Annotated in this window: 23 protein-coding genes, 3 tRNA genes and 1 pseudogene; 13 read left to right on the forward strand and 14 right to left on the reverse strand. The window is 58.8% G+C overall.

All coding sequences use genetic code 11. The features are described 5' to 3' along the window. Positions 1-33: 33 nt before the first annotated feature. Genes BTUS_RS03000 through BTUS_RS03010 form a run of 3 tightly spaced genes read right to left on the reverse strand, consistent with a single transcriptional unit; the run spans position 34 to position 2532 of the window. Positions 34-1209 carry an acetoin utilization protein AcuC gene (locus BTUS_RS03000; protein ID WP_013074652.1) on the reverse strand — a complete coding sequence of 392 codons (1176 nt, stop codon included), beginning with the start codon at positions 1207-1209 and terminating at the stop codon, positions 34-36. Then, positions 1206-1850, reverse strand: a complete 645-nt coding sequence (locus BTUS_RS03005) for an acetoin utilization AcuB family protein (protein ID WP_013074653.1) — start codon at positions 1848-1850, stop codon at positions 1206-1208. Before BTUS_RS03005 ends, BTUS_RS03000 begins: the two co-directional genes overlap by 4 nt. A 13-nt stretch (positions 1851-1863) precedes the next feature. Further along, positions 1864-2532, reverse strand: a complete 669-nt coding sequence (locus tag BTUS_RS03010) for a GNAT family N-acetyltransferase (protein WP_013074654.1) — start codon at positions 2530-2532, stop codon at positions 1864-1866. A 199-nt stretch (positions 2533-2731) separates the two neighbouring features. Here BTUS_RS03010 and acsA point away from each other — a divergent pair, with 199 nt between their 5' ends. Continuing rightward, entirely contained in the window at positions 2732-4462 is a 1731-nt protein-coding gene (gene acsA / locus BTUS_RS03015; protein ID WP_013074655.1) for an acetate--CoA ligase, read from the forward strand. A gap of 116 nt (positions 4463-4578) precedes the next feature. Here acsA and BTUS_RS17835 read toward each other — a convergent pair whose 3' ends face one another. Next, entirely contained in the window at positions 4579-4755 is a 177-nt protein-coding gene (locus tag BTUS_RS17835) for a hypothetical protein (protein ID WP_169307915.1), read from the reverse strand. A gap of 148 nt (positions 4756-4903) precedes the next feature. Here BTUS_RS17835 and BTUS_RS03025 point away from each other — a divergent pair, with 148 nt between their 5' ends. Genes BTUS_RS03025 through BTUS_RS03035 form a run of 3 tightly spaced genes read left to right on the forward strand, consistent with a single transcriptional unit; the run spans position 4904 to position 7902 of the window. Beyond that, the gene (locus tag BTUS_RS03025) at positions 4904-6376 is read left to right on the forward strand and encodes an aspartate aminotransferase family protein (protein ID WP_245543355.1); all 1473 of its coding nucleotides are present in this window, start codon (positions 4904-4906) and stop codon (positions 6374-6376) included. Then, entirely contained in the window at positions 6330-6812 is a 483-nt protein-coding gene (locus tag BTUS_RS17300; RefSeq protein WP_013074658.1) for a type II toxin-antitoxin system RatA family toxin, read from the forward strand. Before BTUS_RS03025 ends, BTUS_RS17300 begins: the two co-directional genes overlap by 47 nt. After that, complete coding sequence (locus BTUS_RS03035; RefSeq protein WP_013074659.1) at positions 6775-7902, forward strand: NmrA family NAD(P)-binding protein; 1128 nt, start codon at positions 6775-6777, stop codon at positions 7900-7902. The genes BTUS_RS17300 and BTUS_RS03035 overlap by 38 nt, the downstream gene beginning before the upstream one ends. Before the next feature lie 132 nt (positions 7903-8034). Here the strand turns inward: BTUS_RS03035 and BTUS_RS03040 are convergent, their stop codons facing one another. The 4 genes from BTUS_RS03040 to BTUS_RS03055 form a co-directional block, all read right to left on the reverse strand. Then, complete coding sequence (locus BTUS_RS03040) at positions 8035-8283, reverse strand: Hsp20/alpha crystallin family protein (protein ID WP_041303646.1); 249 nt, start codon at positions 8281-8283, stop codon at positions 8035-8037. A gap of 379 nt (positions 8284-8662) precedes the next feature. Continuing rightward, positions 8663-9262 (reverse strand): DUF1641 domain-containing protein, encoded by a 600-nt coding sequence (locus BTUS_RS03045; RefSeq protein ID WP_013074661.1) that lies wholly within the window; start codon positions 9260-9262, stop codon positions 8663-8665. Between the two features lie 20 nt (positions 9263-9282). Further along, positions 9283-10422 carry an NAD(P)/FAD-dependent oxidoreductase gene (locus BTUS_RS03050; RefSeq protein ID WP_013074662.1) on the reverse strand — a complete coding sequence of 380 codons (1140 nt, stop codon included), beginning with the start codon at positions 10420-10422 and terminating at the stop codon, positions 9283-9285. A 66-nt stretch (positions 10423-10488) separates the two neighbouring features. Beyond that, positions 10489-10731, reverse strand: a complete 243-nt coding sequence (locus BTUS_RS03055) for a sulfurtransferase TusA family protein (RefSeq protein WP_013074663.1) — start codon at positions 10729-10731, stop codon at positions 10489-10491. Positions 10732-10929: 198 nt separating this feature from the next. On the opposite strand from BTUS_RS03055, the gene BTUS_RS03060 reads away from it, so the two are divergent. The 3 genes from BTUS_RS03060 (at position 10930) to BTUS_RS03070 (ending at position 13912) form a co-directional block, all read left to right on the forward strand. Then, positions 10930-12063 (forward strand): MBL fold metallo-hydrolase, encoded by a 1134-nt coding sequence (locus BTUS_RS03060; protein WP_013074664.1) that lies wholly within the window; start codon positions 10930-10932, stop codon positions 12061-12063. A 179-nt stretch (positions 12064-12242) separates the two neighbouring features. Continuing rightward, positions 12243-13247, forward strand: coding sequence for a histidine kinase (locus BTUS_RS03065; RefSeq protein ID WP_013074665.1), 1005 nt, complete (start codon positions 12243-12245; stop codon positions 13245-13247). Then, positions 13244-13912 carry a response regulator gene (locus tag BTUS_RS03070; RefSeq protein WP_169307931.1) on the forward strand — a complete coding sequence of 223 codons (669 nt, stop codon included), beginning with the start codon at positions 13244-13246 and terminating at the stop codon, positions 13910-13912. The genes BTUS_RS03065 and BTUS_RS03070 overlap by 4 nt, the downstream gene beginning before the upstream one ends. Before the next feature lie 212 nt (positions 13913-14124). Here BTUS_RS03070 and BTUS_RS17840 read toward each other — a convergent pair whose 3' ends face one another. Next, a complete protein-coding gene (locus tag BTUS_RS17840) occupies positions 14125-14376 on the reverse strand; it encodes a MurR/RpiR family transcriptional regulator (RefSeq protein WP_123809213.1) in 252 nt (83 codons plus the stop codon). Between the two features lie 29 nt (positions 14377-14405). On the opposite strand from BTUS_RS17840, the pseudogene BTUS_RS03080 reads away from it, so the two are divergent. After that, positions 14406-14669: pseudogene (locus tag BTUS_RS03080) on the forward strand (cation:dicarboxylate symporter family transporter); the annotation flags it as partial. Positions 14670-14691: 22 nt separating this feature from the next. Here BTUS_RS03080 and BTUS_RS03085 read toward each other — a convergent pair. The 5 genes from BTUS_RS03085 to gltX all read right to left on the reverse strand — a co-directional run bounded on the left by BTUS_RS03085 (position 14692) and on the right by gltX (position 18132). Beyond that, positions 14692-15951 (reverse strand): MFS transporter, encoded by a 1260-nt coding sequence (locus BTUS_RS03085; RefSeq protein WP_013074667.1) that lies wholly within the window; start codon positions 15949-15951, stop codon positions 14692-14694. Between the two features lie 284 nt (positions 15952-16235). Beyond that, positions 16236-16311: transfer RNA gene (locus BTUS_RS03090), tRNA-Lys, on the reverse strand. A gap of 4 nt (positions 16312-16315) precedes the next feature. Beyond that, positions 16316-16391: transfer RNA gene (locus BTUS_RS03095), tRNA-Glu, on the reverse strand. 5 nt (positions 16392-16396) lie between these two features. Beyond that, positions 16397-16470 (reverse strand) — tRNA-Gln (locus tag BTUS_RS03100). Between the two features lie 159 nt (positions 16471-16629). Continuing rightward, positions 16630-18132 carry a glutamate--tRNA ligase gene (gene gltX, locus BTUS_RS03105; protein WP_041303651.1) on the reverse strand — a complete coding sequence of 501 codons (1503 nt, stop codon included), beginning with the start codon at positions 18130-18132 and terminating at the stop codon, positions 16630-16632. A gap of 252 nt (positions 18133-18384) precedes the next feature. On the opposite strand from gltX, the gene BTUS_RS03110 reads away from it, so the two are divergent. The 5 genes from BTUS_RS03110 (at position 18385) to trxA (ending at position 23757) form a co-directional block, all read left to right on the forward strand. After that, positions 18385-19761, forward strand: a complete 1377-nt coding sequence (locus tag BTUS_RS03110) for an FAD-binding oxidoreductase (protein ID WP_013074669.1) — start codon at positions 18385-18387, stop codon at positions 19759-19761. Positions 19762-19830: 69 nt separating this feature from the next. Beyond that, positions 19831-20916, forward strand: coding sequence for a pyruvate dehydrogenase (acetyl-transferring) E1 component subunit alpha (gene pdhA / locus BTUS_RS03115; protein ID WP_013074670.1), 1086 nt, complete (start codon positions 19831-19833; stop codon positions 20914-20916). Continuing rightward, the gene (locus BTUS_RS03120; RefSeq protein ID WP_013074671.1) at positions 20913-21893 is read left to right on the forward strand and encodes an alpha-ketoacid dehydrogenase subunit beta; all 981 of its coding nucleotides are present in this window, start codon (positions 20913-20915) and stop codon (positions 21891-21893) included. Before pdhA ends, BTUS_RS03120 begins: the two co-directional genes overlap by 4 nt. Before the next feature lie 42 nt (positions 21894-21935). Further along, a complete protein-coding gene (locus BTUS_RS03125; protein WP_013074672.1) occupies positions 21936-23315 on the forward strand; it encodes a dihydrolipoamide acetyltransferase family protein in 1380 nt (459 codons plus the stop codon). A gap of 121 nt (positions 23316-23436) precedes the next feature. Continuing rightward, positions 23437-23757: a thioredoxin gene (trxA, locus tag BTUS_RS03130; protein ID WP_013074673.1), complete on the forward strand. Its 321-nt coding sequence runs from the start codon at positions 23437-23439 to the stop codon at positions 23755-23757. Positions 23758-23890: the final 133 nt, after the last annotated feature.

Below are 23890 nucleotides of genomic sequence, written 5' to 3' on the forward strand. Positions count from 1 at the left end.
ACCGGCCAAGGCGGCTCTTTTCAGATCCATCCCTTATGTATAAAACGGCGTTCCCATCAAAGCTCTGCGGAGAGTGATGCGGTTCCGGTTTTCGATTTCCACCCGGCGGGGGATGGGGGGAAAAGCGCCTGGGGCATCAATAAAGCGGTCCGGCAGGAGATCTGGAGAATAAGGGCTCCATCGCTCCAGCCACCGGTCGGGAATTACTTCTGGAATGGGTTGATGGGAGAGTTCCGCCCAGAGCAACGTCCAAGCCCGGGGTACGACTCGCCAAATTTCATATCCTCCCCCACCCACTGCCACCCAGCGCCCATTGCATGCCTCGTGGGCGAGTTGGTGGACCAATTTCGGAATCTCTCGATAGAGACGGGTGGTGGCCGAAAGGTGGGTCAAGGGGTCGAGGTGATGTCCATCGCAGCCGTTCTGACTGATGATAATATCGGGCTCAAACCGACTGATCAGAATCGGAAGAGCTTGGTGAAGCAGTTCGAGCCAGGAGTCATCCTCGGTGAAGGGCTCCAAGGGTACGTTGACCGAATAGCCGTATCCGGCTCCGGTACCCCGTTCATGAATATCTCCAGTTCCTGGATAAAGATATTTTCCTGTCTCGTGAAAAGAGATGGTGAGAACGCCCGGGTCGTCATAAAACAGCCACTGCACCCCGTCTCCGTGATGAGCATCCGTGTCGATATAAGCCACCCGGGCATCGAATTCCTTTCTTAGCCATGCGATGGCCACGCCGATGTCATTGTACACACAAAACCCGGATGCCATATGGCGCTGGGCGTGGTGAAGGCCGCCAGCCAGACTGAAGACGTGCTCAGCCTTTCCTTCCATCACCAGTCGGGCTGCCATGAGCGTCCCCCCGGCGATCAAAGAGGATGCTTCGTGCATATCTGGAAAAATCGGGGTATCCTCGGTACCCAGGCCGAAGGATTCCCAGGACGGTTCCCCCCCACCGGGGGGCACGGGCGGTTCGTCACCCTGTCCCGCTCGTTTCACGGCCTCGATGTAATGCCGATCGTGAACCAAAGCCAGTTCTTCCTCAGTGGCCGACTGAGGGGCTCGAACGTGTTCCGGGCGCAGGAGTCCCGATTCCTGCATGAGATCCCAGGTCATGCGCAGGCGCAGGGGATCGAAGGGATGCTCGGGGCCGAATCGATAGCGGAGGACTTCCGGACTGTAGACGATGACGGCGCGGTCTTTCATTCTCCCCGGCCCCCGTCTGAAAAAGGTCCCAGCACCCGATATCCCGCGGCTTTGATGTCGTCGATGATGCGCCGGGGATCCATCGTTTGTACCCGGAGCACGAGATAGCGGGTATCGGGAGTTTTCCCGGGAAATATCAAGACCGAGGAGGCATTGATCCGCCTGGCCCGAAGAACGTCGGCCACATCGGCGAGACCGCCCGGGCGATTGGGCAGTTCCACCTCAATGCGGCTAGAGGGTTCCAACACGCCCATCATGCCGAGCAGGGTGTGCAAAATGTCCCTTTCCGTAAGAATGCCCACGACGCGGTTTTGATCGAGAACCGGAAGGCAGCTCACTTTGCGACGATACATTTCGGCGGCGGCGTCTTCGATAAAATTCCAGGGCTCTACGGTGACAACGTCTCGCTTCATACATGCTTCAATGCGAAGGCCCCGAACTTTGACTTCCCAGTCCGGGTCGAGAATGGAAGGGCAAACGTCCCGCATGTCCCGGTCGGACACAATGCCGACGAGTCGCTCGTTTTCTACAACCGGAAGGTGGCGAATGCGCCGAAGTCGGGTGAGTTGCAAGGCATCGGTGAGGGCCGTTTCGGGAGTCACCGTCACGACGTTCCGGGTCATGATCTGCTCGACAAGCATCGAACATCTCTCCTTAATGGGGTGGCAAGGTAAAGCGCAGGCGGTGAAATCTTTCTACCGACTCTGGGGGCACCCGATTCCCGATCCGCGCCATGAGCATATTGGCGGGATGGGCCGCAATTTCTGGGTCATCAGTGGGGTAGACCTCCATGCCGGCGCTCCCCATGACTTTTTTCATCACGTCTCGATACTCCCAGATGTCTAAACCGGTTCCTTCTAAATCCCAATGCCAGTAGTATTCGGTGGAAATAACGATGTAGTTTTCCATAGCCGGATCCCGGAAGGCCACCTCAAGGAGGGCTTTGGCCAATCCGGAGTGGCGATAAGGAGCGGCGACTTCCACGGCGCCCAACTCCAACAAATCGTCCATATTCCCCTCTGCCCATCGTTCCAAAGGATCCGGGTAAAGAAAGGTGACATAGCCCACGACGAGTTGGGATCGGCGGGCCGTGATGATCCGGCCTTCGGGCAGTTCGGCAATCCGAATCAAAGCCTGTTGCTGGCGATCCGCCGGGCGAAAAGCTTTGAGCCCTTGGTGAAATACTAAGGAGCGAAGCGTCGGCGCCTGCACTGGACCTTCGACGATGAGAACGCCGTCTTCTCCGGAGATCACTTTGCTGTGATATTGCTTCGATTGATGAGGATCAACCGCACTGCCGGTGCGGTTCTGGGACTCGGCCATCGAGGGACCTCCATCGTCGTCGGACTTTGCCGCCATTATACTTGAACCGCTGAAAGAGCTAAAGAGGGCCAAAAGAAGGAACCAAAAACATTCTATGAAAAGACGACAATGTTTCGAGTTGCGACTGACAAATACCTGGTGCTAAAATTAGCATTGTGTAGAGTAATGCTTGATTTTTGCTGAATTGGGGGAGAGCGGCATGGATAAACCTTTGGATCACAACGAACGCATCCCGGTAGTTAACGGTGATTTTAATCTCAAAGATTATGAAGAAGCCCGGCGCACATTTCGATGGGAAGACGTGGAACCCCGGTTTACGTGGCACCGGACGGGAAAGGTGAATGCCGCTTACGAATGCATCGATCGCCACGTGGACGAGGGACGAGGCGACAAAGTGGCGCTTTTGTACAGTGATGCCCAGCGAAACGAATCCTACACCTTTCGCCAGCTGAGGGATTTGTCCAACCGGTTTGGCAACGCCCTGCGAAAGCTCGGGGTTAAAAAGGGCGATCGGGTATTTATTTTCATGTCGCGAAGCCCTGAGCTCTATGTGGCCTTCCTCGGGGCATTGAAGGTGGGGGCAATTGTCGGTCCGCTGTTCGAGGCCTTCATGGAAGCGGCGGTTCGGGATCGCCTGCAGGACAGTCAGGCAAAAGTGGTGGTTACGAACGAAAGTTTAAAAGGTCGGATCCCGGTTCAGGATCTGCCTCACCTCGAACACGTGGTGGTGCAAGGACTCACGGGGACCCCGGGTCCCAAGGAGCAATCGTTTGAAGCGCTGATGGAGGAGGCTTCCCAAGAACTGGCCATCGAGTGGGTGGATCGGGAGGACGGGTTGGTTCTTCACTATACGTCCGGCTCCACGGGTAAACCCAAAGGTGTGCTGCACGTCCATAATGCGATGATTCAACACTATATCACGGGACTGTGGGTTCTCGATCTGCACCCCGAGGATATCTATTGGTGTACGGCGGACCCCGGGTGGGTGACCGGAACCTCTTACGGGATTTTCGCCCCGTGGCTCAACGGCGTGACCAACGTTGTGCGCGGGGGTCGGTTCAGTCAAGGAGACTGGTATAAAACTCTCCAAGATCATCGGGTGACGGTGTGGTACACGGCCCCCACCGCTTTGCGCATGCTCATGGGAGCGGGGGAGGAGTTGGTGCGGCAGTATGATCTGTCATCGGTGCGTCACATTCTGTCTGTGGGTGAGCCGCTGAACCCCGAGGTCGTCAGGTGGGGATTGAAGGTCTATGGCCGTCGGATTCACGACACCTGGTGGATGACCGAGACGGGGGCTCAACTGATCTGCAACTATCCGTGCATGGATATAAAGCCGGGATCGATGGGCAAACCGTTTCCGGGAATCGACGCGGCCATCGTGGATGACGAAGGTCGGGAACTCCCTCCGTACCAGATGGGCAACTTGGCCATTCGCCGGGGATGGCCCTCCATGATGCGGGCGATCTGGAATAACCCGGCGAAGTATCAGGAGTATTTTCGCTTAGAAGGCTGGTACATCTCGGGGGATTCGGCTTACCGGGATGAAGACGGATATTTTTGGTTCCAGGGGCGGGTCGACGATGTGATCAACACCTCCGGGGAGCGGGTCGGTCCCTTTGAAGTAGAAAGTAAATTGGTGGAACACCCGGCGGTGGCGGAAGCCGGGGTGATCGGGAAACCCGATCCTGTGCGGGGTGAGATCATCAAGGCGTTTATCGCGCTGCGCCAGGGATATGAACCCTCGGAGGAACTCAAGCAGGAGATCCGGGACTTTGTGAAAAATGGCTTGGCTGCTCACGCGGCGCCGAGGGAGATCGAGTTCCGGGACAAACTTCCCAAGACCCGGAGCGGAAAGATCATGCGCAGGGTGCTGAAAGCTTGGGAATTGGGTCTGCCCACAGGGGATCTCTCGACGATGGAAGACTAAACGGGGAATGCCGCCGTTATAAAAAGACGCAGAGTGCCGGGATCCATGCCCGACTCTCTGCGTCTTTTCTGTTATCCGTCTCCAAAGGCATTGTTACCGCGAGATCCCTCGATGGTTCACGTCAGGTCCGGCATCTCGTTGTCGTCGGGATTCATGCGGTCGGAAAAAGCCGGGTTTTCATCCCGGAATCGGGAAACCACGCGTTGCCCTTCCTCCCAAGGCGTGGATTTTCCCAGTGTAAACTCCTGATTATCCGCCATTCCGTAAGGGCCTTCCGGAAACTCTTCAGGCATGATGTCGTGCCGCCATCCCGTTGCGGGCCTAAACCTCTGCCTTTTCTTCCCTGGCCAAAACCTCACCGCCGGCCCCCCTTTCCGGATAATGGTCCCATCGCTTTCACCATTCCCCGGGATTCTCCGATTCATACCCGGACGCGAGGCAGTGGAACAATCTCAAGGGGAGGAGCATGAAGAATTTGGCATGGGGGAAGCTAAAGCCGTGGAGGTGAAGAGGATGGTGAACTCGGTGGCTGTCAAGGACCTGTATGATTCGTATATCAATCCCGGCCTGGCGAAGTTGTACCACTTAATGGGGTTGTCCGCCGGGGAGCTGCGAGGGGAAGGAAGTGTCGTTTATGACGAGGACGGGAAGCGCTATATCGACTGCGTATCTGGATATGGATCGCTGCCCTTCGGACACTGTCCGCGCCCAGTGCTGGAGGCGGTGCGCCGGCAGATGGACCGGATGGCCCTCTCGTCGAAAGTGATGCCCGGCCGTCCTGCGGGAGAGCTGGCCGAGGCCCTGGCTGGGTGGACTCCGGGGGATTTGCAGTACAGCTTTTTTTGCAACAGTGGCGCGGAGGCGGTGGAAGGGGCTCTAAAATTGGCCAGGGCAGTGACGGGGCGCCCGGGGTTTGTCGCGGCGGAAGGGGGGTTTCATGGGAAAACTTTTGGGGCGCTTTCGGTGTCCGGCCGACAGCGGTATCGAGCCCCCTTTCATCCTTTGCTTCCCGGTGTGACGTTGGTGCCGTTCGGGGATGTGGAGGCGCTAAAAAGGGCGGTGTCCCAGCAGACGGCCGCGGTGATCCTCGAGCCGATTCAAGGGGAGGGCGGGGTTCATCCGGCGCCCCGGGGCTATCTGACGGCCGCCAGGGAGATCTGCGACCGCGCCGGGGCGCTGTTGATCCTGGATGAGGTGCAGACGGGTTTTGGGAGGACGGGGATGCCGTTCGCGGCGCAACGGGAGGGCGTGGTACCCGACGTGATGTGTCTGGCCAAGGCCCTCGGGGGTGGGGTGATGCCCATCGGCTGTTTCATTGCCCGGCCGGAGGCGGCCCGGGCTTTCTGGGAAGATCCTTTGATTCATACTTCCACCTTTGGGGGGAATCCCCTGGCAGCCGCGGCGGGACTTGCGACCCTGGATTGGCTGCAACGGGAGGATCTGCCCAGGGCGGCGGCAGAGACGGGACGATGGCTGAAAGGCGAGTTTGAGGAGATGGCCAAACGGTATCCGGGCTGGATCCGGGAGGTGCGCGGAGAAGGACTCTTGCTCGGCGTTGAATTTGTCGATGAGGCCCGGGGAGGACTCGTCATGAGCGGGTTGGTGGAGAAGGGTGTTCTCACGGCGTTTACCTTGAATGAGTACCGGGTGGTTCGGGTGGAGCCATCGTTGACGATTGATCGCGGCTTGTTGATCCAGGTGCTGGAAGCGTGGGATGCGGTGCTCGGCTATTGGTACGGGCAGCTAGGCCCAGGGGAACTTGAAGGGACGGGGTGGGAACCCGATCGGCAGGTCCTTGGCCCGGACTCGACAAGGGGAGGCGAATCAAGAGAGACGGCTCGAAACGCGGGGAAGGAGGGGGATGGAAATGCCGGTGGTTCAGGTGAGGGAGTCGTTCGCAGGGCCTTGGCATGAGGTTTTTGACTGGGTGGCGAATTTTGAGCGATACCCCGAATTTGTCCCGGATTTGACCAAAGTGGTGATCTTGGAACGGGGTGAAGATTGGACCATCAGTCGATGGGAGGCGAAGATCGGAGGGACTCCCCTTGGGTGGACGGAGCGGGATGTGTGGGTGAGGGAGAAAGAGGGCGGACGCATCGTTTTTGAACAATTGGAAGGGGATTTGAAACGCTTTTCCGGCCACTGGAAAGTGGCTTCTGAGGGCCTAGGATCGATGGCCGAGTTTCGGTGCGAATTCGAGATCGGCCTTCCCGGACTCGCGATTATGCTTCACCCCGTAGCGGGGCTGAAACTCCGGCAAAGCATGGCAGGGCTGCTTCGGAATCTGAAAATCCGTGTGGAGGCCGCAGAAGATGGAACATCGATTCGCTTTCTTGATTCACCCCTTTGACCGCCGGGACATCGCACGCAAACTTCCTGCCCTGGCCGCTTTGCCCGACCCGACCCTGGACCGGTTACTGCGTCACCTGCCGCCACTGGTCGCCGATCGCATCGATGAGGTGACGGGGGCGCAAGGAGTGAAGACGTCGGGGTGGCTGGTGGGCACACCGCTGACCTCCCAGCAACTTTTGGAGCTGCCTTGGCCCGTGGTCTACCGGAAACTCCTTGCGGCCGGGAAAAAGGCGGTCCGACTGGGCGCCAAAGTGTTGGGGTTGGGGGCGTTCACCGCCGTCGCCGGGGACGCCGGGGTCAGTTTAGCCCGCAGACTGCCCATCGCGGTGACGACCGGGAATTCCTACACCGTGGCCACAGCGTTGGAAGCGGCGGACGTGGGGGCGCGGTGGATGGGCTGGGATCCGGACCGGGCGGGGTGGGTGGTGCTCGGCGCCACGGGGGCCGTGGGGAGGGTGTCGGTGGAGATCCTTGCCTCCCGGGGTCGGAAGGTGTTCGCCCATGTGCGGGACGATCGCAAGGCGGGCGAGTTTCTGCAGTATTTTCGCCAACGGGGTTTGGAGGGCAGCATTGAGATGGATCATGATGTGCGCCGCATCTTATCCCGGGCGCCGCTGGTGATCACCTGTTCCAGCGCGTTGGAAGCGGTGGTTCAGCCCCAGGATCTGCTTCCGGGTGCGGTGGTTTGCGACGTGGCCCGTCCCAGGGATGTGTCCCGTCAAGTGGCGGATTATCGTCCGGATGTTCTTGTGATCGACGGAGGTTTGGTCAAAGTGCCGGGCGGCTACCCGGGGACTTTGGACCTGGGTTTGCCGGCGGATACGGTGTACGCGTGCATGGCGGAAACCATGGTCTTGGCCATGGAGGGGCGGCTGGAACACTTTTCTTTGGGCAGAAACCTCACCGTCGACCGGGTTCGGGAGATCGCTGAACTTGCCAAAAAGCACGGGTTTGAGCTCACCGCTTTTCGAAGTTTTGAGCGTGCCCTGACCCGGGAGGCGGTGGAGAGAATCCGGCGGGAGGCGGACTTCCGTCGGGGCGAGGCCGCCCCGGCACAGGCGGAAGACATGGGCACTTACCTCCGATGAACGGTTCGTCGGGCGGATCCATTCCACATGTCTAGGCTTCATCATCAGGTCGAGTTGTCCCTTGCAAAAAAAATGTGTGAATAGATGATGAGAATTTCGTGAACGACCATCGGTCCCGATAATCTGCTCTTTTCACTGGGCTTTGTGCAGGAGCAGATGCACGGTCCGACCTTCAGAACGGCGCTGTGTGAGCGAAGGAATCACCGGATGGGGAAGGTGGATCCGGTGGCTCCAACTCTGGGTCCGACGATGAAAGAGAGGGGGCTGATCCCGTTCTACCTGGTTATACGTTCGCGCCTGAAGATACACCATCTCCGGTTCCACTCGGATTTCGACTGCATCCGGATCACACCAAGCGGGGGTTTGCACGATCAACTCCATCGTTTTTTCTCCATCGGATATTTGATAACCCGGAATCTCGGGAAAAGTAGGTCTTAGAATCGTCCACGGGAACGGGGAGCCCATCCAACGCATGGGTGGCCACATGACGCAAACCGCCTCCCTTGCCAAAGTGTCTTTTCGATCAGGGTACGATGAAGACGGTGTGGAAGTGTGGGCGGATGGTTGTATTTGCCAACCGCAGCCATTTATAATGAAAATGTTGGGCCATTTGGATGAACATCTGACAATTCGCGCTACGTCAACGGGGCGGTGGTGGTGATCGACGGGGGCTTGGACCACCTGTGGCATGGACGTGAATCGGCCCGGGCCCCCGCTGACAAGGCCGGGCCGGTCGATTGAATCTCCTTTGATGATCTTCTTATACTTTCGATGAGGCTGCAAACCAGTGCTTGAGGAACAAACGCATGACCCGAATACCCTTTTGCATCTCCGGCTCTTTCAGCATTCCCAAAAGACCCATGGCGCCGATTCGGGCCGCCGGAGTTCGGGCGTCTTCTTCCAAGGCAAGGTTCAGGGAGGTTTCCACTCGGTCGATCGTTTCCACTCCCCGGAGCATCTTTTGCGTGATCAACTCCAAAGTTGGTTCGGTCATGGCGTCGGTGAGAATTCCCGCCGTTTCTGCCAAGTCGAGCAGTTTGTTGAGAGAACCGTTTTTTTCCATCTGCACGACGCGGTCCAGCACCCTCCCCAAGGATTCCGAGGCCGCCAGGAGTTTGTCCAGCAATCCCGGGAGGCGGGGATCGGATAGGACGTCGAGTAACACTGACGCCTTTTCGACCTTCTCGGTCATGTGATCGATGGTTTCATCGGTCATTGCGTCCGCCGCCATATGGGCCAGGGTTAACGCCGTGTCCAGGGTGCCCAGTTTGGCCAACAGCCCTTCGAGGGCTGCCACGCGGTCTTCGGTCAGTTGGAGTTCGGCCAGGGAGCGGGTCGGCTGATCCAGTTGCGCTTCCACCTGTGCTTCCTCCTTCCGCCTCACATAATCCCCTGCAAGTTGACCCAATGCATATTATTGTACGACAACTTCGCCCAATGAACAGGTTTCGACGGCGTGACGGGGTTGGGCGGGTTGGCATAATCAAAGGCGATATAGGTGGCCTTATCCAGGCCGGTTTCGATAAAGCAGAACACTTTACCGTGATACAGCCGCTCGCCGGGTCCGCCCCGGATCCGGTCCACCAGATTGGCGGCCAGAATCTCCGATTCGAAATGGGCCACAGACCCTGCTTTCGAAATGGGCAAGTTGGTGGCGTCACCGATGACGAAAATGTCCGTCTGATCCGCCAGATTCAGACGGTTGCGGTCGGTGGGCATCCAGCCTTCCTCGTCGGAGAACCCGCTCTTCTGGGAGAAGGTCGACCCTTTATGAGGCGGGATGACAACCAACAGGTCGAACGGGATGCGCCGTCCGTCGATGGAGACGAGTTCCTTTTTCTTCGTGTCCACTTCCTCCATCAGGAAGAAGGTCTCGATATGCACGCCTCGGGATTCAAACTCCCGCTGGGCCATGTTCGCCACCGACTCGGTGCCATAGGGTCGGGCGAGGGGATAACAGTAGGTAATGTCCGTTTTGTCCCGGATTCCTTTTTTGCGGGCCCAGTCTTCGAACATCATCGTGAACTCCAGGGGTGCCACCGGGCACTTGTGCGGAAGTCCGACTGCAATGACCACTTTCCCGCCCTGGAAGGTGTCCATGGCCTGTTGAAGCTTCAGCGCCCCGTCCACCGTATAGAAAATGTGCCCCGCCTCCAGCAACCCTGGAATCTGGTCGGGCTCAGGATGAGACCCGGTGGCGATGACGGCGTAATCATAGGGAAAGCGCTGTCCACCGTCGGTGGTGACCACTTTGCGCTCCGCGTCGATGTGCACCGCCTCGCCAAAAATCAGCCTCACCGAGGGATGCAAGACCTCTTTGACTTTACGCATGAGTTCTTCCGGCTTTTTTAAACGGAACGGAATATACAGCAGTCCCGGTTGATACAGGTGCTCTTCTTTGTTGCTGATGACCGTGACCCGGAGTTCTCCGCCGGCAATCTCCGGGGCCGCATCCCGGGCTAAGCGGTTGGCGAGCATCGTTCCCGCAGTGCCACCGCCCACGATAACAACCTCTTTCATCCTGTGCACCTCCTGCGTCCTATGGACTTCAAGCCTTTCCCAGTCCGTGCACCCTGGCGGCGCCTTCTATTTCATCTGGACTCGAATGCGCCAGTAAGTGCCCGTCGGATCGTTCACCTCTTCACTTCCCAAAAATGTGTGCCCCATCTTTTCTGCCCACTGCGGTACGTCTTTGAGGGATCCCTTGTCATTGCTCCACAACTCCACCACTTCACCGGAGGTGGTGTGTTTCGATTTCTTGATTAACTCCATCAACGGTCCCGGACAAAACGCCCCTCGGGCATCGATCACAACTGCTTGCTGCGCCATCCTTCAGCCTCCCGTTCACAAAAATGTAACGCGTGTGTCTTTATCGTATCGAAAAAGAAACGAAGCGATAATAGGGGAATCCCCTCATTTCACCGAAAGGACAAAAGGCAGACACAATTAGGGAAATTCCCTGATAGAGAACTTTGACCGGGAGCTGCTACACTGAAGCCAATCGAAGCTCTCCAGGGAGGGTTGCCCATGGTTTTCTCCATCAGCACCGATGAATTGTATCGACGAATCGAACAGGGAGAACCGATATTTCTCCTGGATGTTCGGAATACTGATGAATATTCAAACTGGAAAATCGAAGGTCCGAATGTACAATCCATCAATGTTCCCTACTTTGACTTCATGGAAGATGAAGACAAAGCGGTCTCCCAGGTTCCAAAGGACAAGGATCTCGTGGTGATCTGCGCTCATCAAGGATCCTCCGCCTATGTGGCGGACGTCCTCGACCGCCGGGGATACCGGGCTGTTTACGTGCAGGGAGGCATGGCGGCTTGGGGGAATACCTATCACGTCGTGCCGGTGGTGGAAGAGGCGGATTGGACACTTTTGCAGATTAATCGGGTTGGCAAAGGCTGTCTGTCCTATTTCATGTTCTCGAAAGGCGAGGCGGTGGTGGTGGAGCCACTGCGCAATGTTAATCTTTACACCGAGTTGGCAGAGAAATACGGAGTAACGATCCGGCATATTCTGGATTCCCATATGCACGCCGATCACATTTCCACCGGCCCGGAGCTGGCGGCTCGAACCGGGGCGACGTATTACCTGAACTCTTCCGAAGGCTCGAAGGTCCGTTTTGAGCCCCTCGAGAAATATGAAAAATTGCAATCCGGGAATATCGAAGTGGAGGTCCTGGTGGTGAAAACGCCGGGGCACACCCCTGGAAGCCTCTCCTTCTTTGTCAACCGGAAATATCTCCTGTCCGGGGACACGATCTTTGTCGGCGGACTCGGGCGGCCGGATTTGGGCGGCAAGGCCAGGGAATGGGCGGAAGATCTTTATGATACGGTATTCGGCAAGGTGGCGGCGCTTGCCGATGATGTGATCGTCTTGCCTTCCCATTACGCCAGCTTTGCCGAACTGAACGACAAAGGGGTCGTGGCCGATACCCTCGGCAATATCCGGAGCCGAAACGAAATGATGCATGTGACCGACCGCCAGCGTTTCATTGAAATGGTGGTGGAGTCGGACAGCGCCCTGAAACCGCCGAACTATCTGGACGTCCTGGCCATTAACCGGGGGGACTTCCAGGTTGACGCGGCCCGGGCGGACGAACTGGAGATGGGTCCCAATCGGTGTGCGGCTCATCACGCCGCCGCTTCTTGATCGTTTTTCCCCGGGCCCGCCGGCCCGAGTCCGGGGACAAGGAAACCTGCTGGAGTTTGTCATTCCCTCGGCCGCAAGGCGGGCCGAACCCAAAGGAGTGCAGAGCAGAAAGTTTTTCTGCCTTGCACTCTTTCTGTATGCTGGGCACAATGGGGATGAGCGGCAGAGGAGGGCGGAGGATGGCCGAAGATCCGTTTCGCGCATTGGTGGACGGCATGAAAGAAGGCGTTATCGTCATGGATCGGGATCGCACGATTCATTACATGAACCCAGCCGCCGAGGCGTTGACGGGATGGCGGGTTGGAGAGCGGGCTCCGTATTGCGCCTATTGCACGGCGCGGTCGGTGCTGCCCGGGGAGGAGCGATGTCTGCTTGCCCAGAACCAGTCCCTCCCATATTTTGAGTCGGAAATGGCCGTCTACCGAGGGAAACATCGGTCTTTTCAGATGAGTTTGGCGCCGATGTCCGATCCGGGGGAAGGAGGCCGTCTGGTCCTTCTGATCCGTACGGTCTTGCCCAAAGAGGAGGATCACAAGTGGAGGCTTTCCCAGCTGCTACTCCGGGAGACGATTGCAGCTCAGGAAGCAGAGAGGCGACGCATTGCCCGGGAGCTGCACGACAACGTTTCACAAAAGCTGTTTAGCGCTTATCTCGCGACTCACGGCATCCGAATGCGGCTCACGGATCCGGAGCTGGCCAAGTACTGCCATAACGTGGCGGAAACTCTCCAGGAAGTCATGGAAGACGTCAAAGCCGTGTCCCGAAGCCTGCATCCCGCTACGTTGGATCTGCTGGGGATCGTGCCCACGGTCCGGGCCTTCTGCCGTCAATGGTCGAGCCACACTTTACGATGCGATTTTGACACCAACATTCCGGACGATCGGCGGTATGCCCCGGACCTTGAACTGAATGTGTATCGAATCATTCAGGAGGCCACGGTGAATGCGGTGAAACACGCCGATTGCACCAAACTGGATGTGAAACTGATGGAAGATGACCACCGGCTTCTCGTGCAGGTGGCGGACAATGGCAAGGGTTTGAGGCTGCCCGCCGCGGAAGGCCTCGGTATTCGCCATATGCGGGAGCGGGCCCAGGTATTGGGCGGGGTATTCTGGCTGACCTCCGAACTGGGGCGAGGAACGACGGTGCAATGTACAGTGCCTCTCAGGGGGGATGGATGGTGATTGAGCGGCGGATCCGGGTACTCATTGTCGACGACCATTCCATTGTACGCCGGGGCATCGCGTTCATGTTGTCCACCCAGCCGGACATGGAGGTGGTGGGCGAGGCGGCGGACGGCCGGGAGGCAGTCCAGAAGGTGTTGGCGTTAAAGCCTCACGTGGTTCTGATGGATCTTTCCATGCCCCAGGGTTTGGACGGGATCGCGGCCGCCGAGGAGATCAAAGATCAGTTTCCCGAGGTCAAAGTGATCGTTTTAACGATGTATGACGAAGACGTGTACCTTTGCCGGTTGTTGCGCAACGGGGTGGAAGGCTTCCTCCTGAAACAAACCGCCGGGGAAAATCTGATTCAAGCGATCCGCCAAGTGATGAACGGTGATTATTGGTTTGAGAGCGAATTGCCGAAGGAGATCGTGGACGAGATGAAACAGCGCCCCGAGCCGGAGAACTGCGACGAGGACGCCGTCATCCTGACGGAGCGGGAGCGGGAGGTGCTGGTGTTTCTCGCCCGGGGATATCAAAATCGGGAAGTGGCCAAGGAACTGAACATCAGCGTGAAAACGGTGGAAAACCATAAAGCAAACATGATGCGCAAGCTGGGCGTCTCCACGGTGCGAGAATTGATCGAATACGGCCGCCGGAATCGGCTGCTCGATCTATACCGATGAAGGAGGCTCGTAGATTCCGAACTGCTCCCAAAGATCCTCCATCTCGTGCAGAATTTCCGCTGTCTGTTTGGGTAGGCGATTTGACACAGCGCGGAGTAATCCCGTCAGAAAGGATAGGGGCGCGACGAAAGAGTCCATGTGGGAGGGAATGCCTGTGGGCGTGAAAAAAGACTCGTCGGCCAGAGGCGCGAGGGGAGACGAAGGATAATCCGTTATCGCCATGATCCACGTTCCTCTTTTTTTGCGTACCGCAGGTGTTCCACCGTCCAGTGGGCGTAACGGGAGAACCCAATGCCCACCATCACATCACCAGGTCCAAAGCGCTGTAAAAGGTCGATCATTCGCGGGTCTCCAGTAAATAACACCACGTCTTTTCCCAAAAGATGAAGGTAAAATTGAAAGAATTGCCCAAGGGAAACGGTGCTCCGAGCGCAGACGATTCCAATCCGCGAGGCGGAGATCAGCCGTTCCCTGGCCCGAAATGTTCTTCATCGTGACCAGCAAAGGGGTGGCCGCGGTTCCCTCGTCGTCCATGGTGATTTTGTTGGCCACGGCGACGGCGGTGGGTTTGCCCGCAGAAGGGGTGGCGCTGATCCTGGGGGTCGATCGGGTGATCGACATGGCGCGGACGGCGGTGAATGTCATGGGCCATGTTTTTTCCTCGACGGTGGTGGCTCGTTGGGAAGGCGTGTTTGGGCAGAAGGATCCGGAAGTCACGGTGCAGTCGAGCACCAGGGAAGAAGCAGAGCCCGTGTAAGGGTGGCCTTGGATCCGAGGGATTAACTCTGGCGCTGTCGAGCAGGTTTCTTGTTTCGATGCCGACGGGACCATAAGGTTGCCCCGCCTGTGTAGAGTAAAAATAGCCCAGCGACGATCCAAAAGAGTGCGTCTGGGCCGAATATACTTATGACGAAGGTTCCGCCCATGGGCCCGGCGACCATACCGGCGCCAAAATGCATGACGGCCAACCGATTGGCCCGTGGGAGCTCCCGCCCGTCGACAAGATCCTGAAGGTATGCCAGGCTCAGGCTGAACAGCGAGCCGGCGGCGGCACCGGCCAGGCCAAACCCCAGGGAGAACCCCAGCGTCGAAGACGCGGAGGCGGTGGCGATGAACAGGACGGCGCCCAGGGCACTGCAAGCGATGAGCGTCTTACCCCGGCCGAACCGGTCACTCCACCAGCCGAGGGGCATTTGAAAGATTAAGCTGCCGATCACGAATAACGACAGCGCCAAAGAGACCCCGGACAAGCTCCATCCCCGGGAGGCTGCATACAACGGGAGATCTGCGTTAAAAGCGGACTCCATGAATCCGAAGGCAAAGGGCAACGTCAAGGCGGGCAGGGCTGAGCGGTACAAGTCAAACGCGCGGGACAAGCGGTCGGGCCCGCTCACCAAAGACGATGCCCGAGGAAGTGGATCCCGGCGCACATCATGGATGCGAAGGATGGGTACCGCAGCCGCCAACAAGACGCCAGCCGCGAACAAGAATGGGACGGGCTCTCCCCACAGGAGGGTGTTGATCCCGAGGGGCCCCACGGCGAACCCAACTCCCGTGGAGAACCCGTACAGTGCCATTTGCCTCCCCCTGCGGGCGGGAGCCGTCAAAAGTCCTAACCAAGTTTGGGTGCCGTAATGGACAGCTCCAAGCGCCGTTCCCAGGACAAACCGCAGAACCAACCAAACTGAAGCCACTTGGAACATCGGAAACAAGAGGGCAGACAGTGCGGCGGCCCCGAGACCGGCGCACACTGTTCTCTGAAATCCGATCCGGCGGGCCACACGCTCCATGAACAGCATGGAAAAGAGCAGCCCGGCATAAATGGTGACCGTGGCTGCCGCCCCTGTCGCAGTTCCTCGGGCTGCTTCCAGAGCGTTGCCGGTGCCCTGTGGATCTAGAGCGGCCAGTAGGGGGATGAGCATTCCCTGGCTTGTGGTCGCGGCACCTACCGCCAGTGTAATCGACCAGAATGCGCGGCGGTTCTGTAGATCTTGGGAATGAGATTCTTCGAGCCGTTCATCTCGAATCAGTGTCGACATGGGCCCTCCAGGAAGCGCGGGGAGCTGAAAGCGTTGAATCGCATATAAAAACCCACATCCTCAGAAGACGTGGGACCTCAACACTATCCACGAGGTTCATCTCGTTCATTATGCCATGAGACGCTTCCATCAATCAATCGGAGTGAAACATACGGGCGAGTCGTGTGTGTCGAGCACGGGCGTGTCAACCACACTCGACCTGTGCAATTGTCCAAGGCGCAAGGGAGAAAAGTAAATCGACGTTTGAGGGGAAATCTCATTGTTTTAGCGGCTCTCGCGATGAGTGGTGGGCCGTGAGGGAATCGAACCCCCAACCATCCGATTAAGAGTCGGGTGCTCTACCAATTGAGCTAACGGCCCGAGGTGGTGACCCTAATGGGATTCGAACCCATGTTACCGCCGTGAGAGGGCGGCGTCCTAAACCACTAGACGATAGGGCCTCGGGTGGCTGCGGGACTAGGACTCGAACCTAGACTACCTGATCCAGAGTCAGGCGTGCTACCATTGCACCATCCCGCACTGTGCTTGACACGTCCTTCATTATAATCTCCGGATCCTGTTTTCGTCAACCCCTGGAGCACAACGAATTTTGTACGTGTATCACTGCTCTCTTCCTATCAGAGAAGGGTCGTGCCACAGGGACGGCGTCCCTCTGCGGCACGACCCCGGTCTTCACAATTAAAGCCCGGTTGGGGTGGTGGAAGGGGTCGTTTGATCTCGAAGATATTGAATGGCTTGGGCGAGACGGTCAAGGGTTGCCTCCCGTCCCAACAGTGCCATCACCTCAAACAATCCCGGTCCCACCGTTCGCCCGGTCAAAGCGAGGCGGGTCGGGTGGATCAACTCTCCGCCCTTGATTCCCCGGTTAGCAATGAGATCGCGGTAAAGGGTCTCCAGTGTCGCCGCATCCCACGATTCAGCCCCTTCTAAGACCTTGCGGGCCTCTTGCAACAGATCGGCCGTCTCCGGCCGCTGCAAATATTTACGCACTCCTTTAGGATCGTACTCGGTAACCGGCCGGTAAAAATACGAGACCGCATCCACCGCCTCGACCAACGTGTGCACCCGCTCGCGCACCGCATCCAGGCGGGCTAGAGCGGCCTGGAGTTCGGCCTCGGTGGCCTTCGGTGAAACGAAGCCCGCCTCCTCAAAAAATGGTCGAGCATACTCCCACACTTTATCCAAGGGCATTGTCCGAAGATAGTGGCCGTTGATCCATTCCAGTTTGCGAAGGTCGTAGATGGCCGCGTGTTTCACGATCCGATCGATGGAAAAGCGCGCCACCGCCTTGTCCAAACTGATGATCTCTTCCTCGTCCCCGGGGGACCAGCCCAGAAGCAGGCAGTAATTCACCAAAGCTTGGGGAAGAAACCCGAGGCTGCGAAATTCATCCACCGACGTGGCCCCGTGGCGCTTGCTCAATTTGGTCCGATCCGGGGCCAGGATCATGGGCACGTGGGCAAAGGCCGGCACTCGACCGCCTAAAAGTTGAAATAGCACCACGTGGCGCGGCGTGTTTGACAGGTGCTCTTCTGCCCGGATCACATGGGTGATCCCCATCTCCAGATCGTCCACCACCGTGGCAAAATGATACGTAGGCCACCCGTCGCTCTTGAAAATAACAAAATCGTCCAGTTGATCTGGCGCGAATTCCACTCGCCCCCGGACGAGGTCGTCGACGACCACCGACTGATCCCGATCGACCCGTAGGCGGTACACCGGCCGCTGGCCGGCCGCCTCCCGGGCAGCTCGCTCCCCGGGCGTTAGGTGCCGGCAGGTCCCCGGGTACCGCGGCGTTCGCCCTTCCTTTAGGGCGGACTCCCGGGATGCCTTCAACTCCTCGGCAGAACAATAACAGGGATACGCAAGACTCCGCCGGATCAAGTGGTCCAGATGTCGCCGGTAGATCTCCAGCCTTTGGGACTGTCGATAAGGACCAAATGCTCCGCCCTCCTCGATCCCTTCGTCCAAAGAGAGCCCGAGCCACCGAAAACCTTCCAGAATCTGGCGCAAGTGAGCTTCGGAGGAGCGGGCCAAATCCGTATCGTCGATGCGCAACACCATCCGCCCCCCGGTGTGTCGGGCGAACAGCCAGTTCAACAACGCCGTGCGAACCCCCCCGAGATGCAAGGCCCCGGTGGGACTCGGGGCGAATCTCACACGTACACTGCCGTCGGTCATCGTCACAAACTCCCTCCGCAATGATCACCCGTTGCATCCGATCAAATCCTCTTCCCATGATAGATGTTTGGGCCGGAAAAAGGCAAGTCCGGGCGGTCAGCCAGAGCCCGGTTCAGAGGTTTTGCCGATTCCGGGGGCGATGCGGTATCATGATTCTATGAAATACTAAAAGTCGAGTCCGAATCGCACAGACTTTAGCAGAAAATGCATCATTGTTCCGATTCTCGCTAACTCAAAGGAGTGAAACGGTGGATGAACGTATCCGGCGCGATCCATGACCTGCGCGCCCTGCTGGCTGACCCGGACCGAGTCACGGTGAACGAAACGATCTTAGAGCACCATAGTCACGATCTGACCTATCACGCCCCCCATCTTCCGGAAGCGGTGGTATTTCCCACCGACACCCAGGAGGTGAGCCGCATTGTACGATTTGCCAATGAAAACGGGATTCCTGTGGTGCCCTTTGGGGTCGGCAGCAGCCTGGAAGGGCACGTCATCCCCGTTCGGGGCGGCATCACGTTGGATTTGAGCCGGATGAATCAAATTCTGGAGATCCGGCCCCAGGACTTTCTCGCCCGCGTCCAACCGGGGGTCACCCGAAGCCAACTCAACCAGGCCTTGCGGAGCCACGGATTATTTTTCCCCGTTGACCCCGGGGCGGATGCCACCCTCGGTGGCATGGCCGCCACCAACGCCAGTGGAACCAACGCGGTGCGCTACGGGGCGATGCGGGGACAGGTGCTGGGCCTGGAGGTGGTGCTTCCGGACGGGCGGATCATTCACACCGGGGGACTGTCGGTCAAGTCTTCGGCAGGGTATTATTTAACTGGGTTGTTCGTCGGCTCGGAAGGAACCTTGGGCGTGATTACCGAGGTGATTGTGCGCGTCCACGGCATCCCGGAGCACACGGCGGCGGCCAGGGCCGTGTTTCCGGACGTCGAGTCGGCCGGACGGGCGGCGGTGGCGCTGATTGGATCGGGGATGACGGTGGGGCGGGTGGAGCTGGTGGATGCCAAGACCATCGTGGCGGTGAATCGCTTCAAAGGCACCGATTACCTGGAAAGTCCGACCCTGTTTCTCGAATTCAGCGGCGGGCGCAAGGCGGTGGAAGAAGATATCCGACTGGCTGAAGAGTTGGTGAATAGTGAGGGTTGCCAGACCTTTGTCTATGAACACGACCCCGAGGCGGTGGTTAAGCTTTGGGAGGCCCGCCATCACGCGGCCTTGGCGCTGATGGCAATGGCTCCGGGGAAAAAGTTGATGACCACCGATGTCTGTGTCCCCATTTCTCATCTGCCAGGTGCCTTGCATGCGGCCCGGGAGTTGATGGAGAGTCGGGGGATGGATGGATTTATTCTCGGACACGTGGGGGATGGCAATTATCACGCCGGGTTCGCTGTGGATGCTGACGACCCCGGAGACATCGCCCGGGCGGAAGAAGTGAATGCCGCGATTGTGCGCTATGCCCTGGAGCGGGGTGGAACCTGCACTGGAGAACACGGGGTCGGTGTGGGGAAACGCAAGTATTTACCGGAAGAGCACGGTGAGGCGGTTGAACTGATGCGGGGAATCAAGGCGTTGATCGATCCCAAAGGGATTATGAATCCCGGCAAAGTGATTCCAGACTGATGAGCGGCGCGGCCGACCGGGATGGGCCGGCGGACGCGCTCGGCCGGGTCCACGAAAGGGGAGAAGAGAATGGACGTGTATCGGGCGGACGAGCCCAAACCGCTGTATCGGGTGCTCGATGAAGAAGGGTCACCCGTGGGATCTGTACCGGATCTCGCGGAAGACCGGCTTGTCGGGATGTATCGGGGGATGGTCCTCGCTCGCACCTTTGACGAACGCGCCTTGAATCTGCAGCGGCAGGGACGGATCGGGACGTATGCGCCCTTTAGCGGCCAGGAGGCGGCGCAGATCGGCAGTTTCGCAGCGCTAGAAAAGGACGACTGGGTGTTTCCGAGCTATCGCGAACTGGCCGGGATGATTTATCACGGATTGCCCATGGAGCGGGCGTTGCTTTATAGCATGGGTCATCCGGACGGGGCCAAGATGCCGGAGGATTCTCGCATGTTTCCCGTGCAGATCGTCATTGCCTCGCAACTTCTCCATGCGGTGGGGGCGGGATGGGCCTGCCGCCTGAAGGGCGAGCGGAGCGTTGCCGCTGCGTATTTTGGCGATGGCGCGACCTCCGAAGGGGATTTTCATGAAGCGCTGAACCTCGCCTCGGTGTTCAGTGTGCCGGTGGTTTTCTTTTGTCAAAACAATGGGTGGGCGATCAGTGTCCCCGTGTCCCATCAAATGAGGTCGGCGACTGTGGCGCAACGGGCGGTGGCGTACGGGATCGAAGGGATTCGCGTGGACGGAAACGATGTTCTGGCCGTCTATGAAGGGATGCTCCGGGCTGTGGATCGGGCCCGGGCCGGGGAGGGGCCGACCTTGGTTGAGGCGGTGACCTACCGGTTGGGACCACACACCACAGCGGACGACCCCACCCGATACCGGGATGAAGAGGAGCTGAAAAGGTGGCGGGAACGGCGGGATCCCATCGTGCGATTCCGGAAGTTTCTTGAAAACCGAGGGATCTGGTCTGAAGAGCAGGAGCGCGCCGAATGGGAGCAGGCGAGGCGCGCTGTGGACGAGGCGGTGGTTCGGGCGGAGTCTTATCCTAAAGCGGATCCGTCTTTCGCTTTTGAGCACGTATATGCCTCGATGACACCCGACCTGTGCAACCAGAGGGACGAGTGGAGGGCCCGTGCCTCCCGGAGGGAGGGAATGCAATGAGAGAGATGACGATGATCCAGGCCATTCACGAGGCGATGAAGATGGCCTTGGAAAGCGACGATCGGGTGATGGTGCTCGGGGAAGACGTCGGGAAGAATGGCGGAGTGTTTCGGGCCACCGAAGGGCTTCAGGCCCACTTCGGGCCGGATCGGGTGGTGGACACCCCCTTGGCGGAGTCGGCGATTGTAGGGGCGGCCGTCGGGCTGGCCGTGGCGGGGATGCGGCCGATCGCGGAGATTCAATTTCTGGGATTCATTTATGAGGCGATGGACCAAATCGCCGCTCAGGCGGCGCGAATCCGTTTTCGCTCCGGGGGGCAGTATTCGGCGCCGATCGTGATTCGAGCGCCTTTTGGCGGGGGCGTGCGAACCCCGGAGTTGCATTCGGACAGTTTGGAAGCTTTGTTTTTGCACACTCCGGGTCTCAAAGTGGTCATTCCCAGCAATCCCCGGGATGCGAAGGGGCTGCTTCTGGCGGCGGTTCGCGATCCGGATCCCGTCCTGTACCTGGAGCCGCTAAAACTGTACCGGGCCTTTCGCGGAGAAGTTCCCGAAGAGTGGTACGAGGTGCCTATTGGCCGGGCCCAGGTGGTGATCCCGGGGCAGGACGTCACCGTTATTGCTTGGGGCCCCACGGTCCCGGTGGCGGTGCAGGCGGCCCGGTCGGCCCAGGAGGCTTGGGGCTATTCCTGTGAGGTGATCGATCTGCGCACGATAGCGCCCATGGACACGGAAACCCTGGTGGCTTCGGTGGAGAAAACGGGGCGGGTGGTCGTGGTTCACGAAGCTGTGCGCAGCGGCGGGGTGGGGGCAGAAGTGGCGGCGCGGCTGTCGGAGAGCGCGTTTCTTTCCTTGGCGGCGCCGATGGTTCGAGTGGCGGGTTATGACACCCCCTATCCGCCCCCGGCCATTGAGGACGCCTGGTTGCCGAGTGTTGATCGGGTCGTGGAAGCGATTCACCGCGTTGCAGCATTTTAAGACCGTCCAAAGGTTTCTTCGGCTTTGGGAATGGAGGTTGCCATGATTTACCAGTGGAGATTGCCCGATGTGGGGGAAGGGATTCACGAGGCGGAAATTGTTCGTTGGCGAGTGCAGCCCGGTGAGGTGGTCACCGAGGATCAGGTGCTGCTCGAGGTCCAGACGGACAAGGCGACGGTGGAGATCCCAAGCCCAGTTGCGGGAAAGGTCGTGGAGGTACATGGGGACGAAGGACAGGTGGTGCCTGTCGGAACGGTGTTGGTGGAGATCGAGACCGAGGAGGGACAAGTGTCGCCGGGACTGAGAGGGGTTGCGGCGGAAAGCGGCATGCCGGCGGGATCTGCTACCAGTGGCGTTGTGGGCCGGGAATCGGAGCGGCAGGTGCCGCCGGGCAGTCCGGGTACTGGCAATGGATTGCAGCGAGCCAAGGCGGCCCCGGTGGTGAGGCGGCTCGCCCGGGAACTCGGGATCGATATCAATCAGGTACCCGGGACGGGCCCGGGGGGCCGAGTTCTGGAGGAGGACGTGCGGGCCTTTGCCGCCCGGGGAGGTGACCGGGATCTGGGGGGCGGCACTTCCGGCCCGGAGGTTCAGGTTGGGGAAGGTCGTTCGGAGACGGGCGCTCAAAGGTTGTCCACTGCGGAACCGAAGAAACAAGAGACCGTCTCCCCGGTCGGCGCCCGGGAAGCAGAGGGTTCCTTCGCTGAAGGGCAAGACGCGGACGAGCAGAGGATCCCTCTTCGGGGGGTTCGCCGGGTCATCGCGGAACATATGGTGCAGTCAAAATTTACGATCCCCCATGTGACGGGGATGGACGAAGCAGACGTGACCGAGTTGGTGGCGTTCCGGCGGCAAGTGGAGGAAAGTGCGGCCGAGGGGCAGGTCAAGATCACGTATCTGCCCTTTATCGTGAAGGCTGTGGTGGCCGGGTTGAAAGCGTATCCGTATTTCAACGCGGGTCTCGATGACGAACGCCGGGAGATTGTCCTCAAGCGCCGCTACCACATCGGTATTGCGGTGGACGCGCCGGATGGTCTGTTGGTTCCGATCGTTCACGATGCCGATCGCAAAAGTGTGCTGGAGATCGCGGAAGAGATCGAAGAGCTGAAGGAGAAGGCCCGGTCGGGGTCCTTGTCTCCGGACGAGATGCGGGGCGGGACGTTTACAATCAGCAATATCGGTTCGTTCGGCGGCCTGTTTGCCACTCCGATTATTCACTATCCCCAGGCGGCGATCCTAGCCACGGGGAAGATCGTCCGGCGGCCTGTGATGTTGGAGGATGACCGGGTGGTGGGGCGATGGATGATGCCGATTTCCCTGACCTTTGACCATCGAATCATCGATGGGGCCGCGGCCACTCGGTTTATGGGATACATCATGCAGCTTCTCGGCAACCCGATGCAATTGATGGTTCGGATCTAAGAGGGGCTGAGCCATTTCCGAGGGTTGGAGACCGACGACGCAGAATCGGATAGGTGCCAGATGCACAATTGATCGGTCTGCGGTATACTACCTCTGTGGGTATTCGGAAGGAGGATTAGGCATGTCGAAAGAAGTGACGGATGCCACGTTCGCCAGTCGAGTCGAGCAGGTGGCCGGGCCGGTATTGGTGGACTTTTGGGCGCCTTGGTGCGGGCCTTGCCGGATGTTGGCTCCAGTTCTTGATGAACTTGAAAAAGAATGGGCTGGAAAACTGGAGATTTATCGGTTGAATGTCGACGATAATCCGAGCACGGCGGGCCGTTTCGGAATCATGAGCATACCCACCCTGCTCTTGTTCAAAAATGGGCAGGTGGTCCAGCAGGTGATCGGTTATCAGAACAAAGCCCGCTTGTCGGCGACCCTTCGGCCCCATTTGAGCTAAAGGGCCTTGAAACCCGGAGGCGAGTATTCTATAGTGTGAGGTAACCGAAAGGGTAAGGCGAAGACGAGGACCAGTACAGAGGTTTAAGACGGCCCCAGAGAACGGGCTCGTGGCTGAGAGGCCCGCGCCGTCC

It is taken from the genome of Kyrpidia tusciae DSM 2912 (genome assembly GCF_000092905.1).
GTDB lineage: Bacteria > Bacillota > Bacilli > Kyrpidiales > Kyrpidiaceae > Kyrpidia > Kyrpidia tusciae.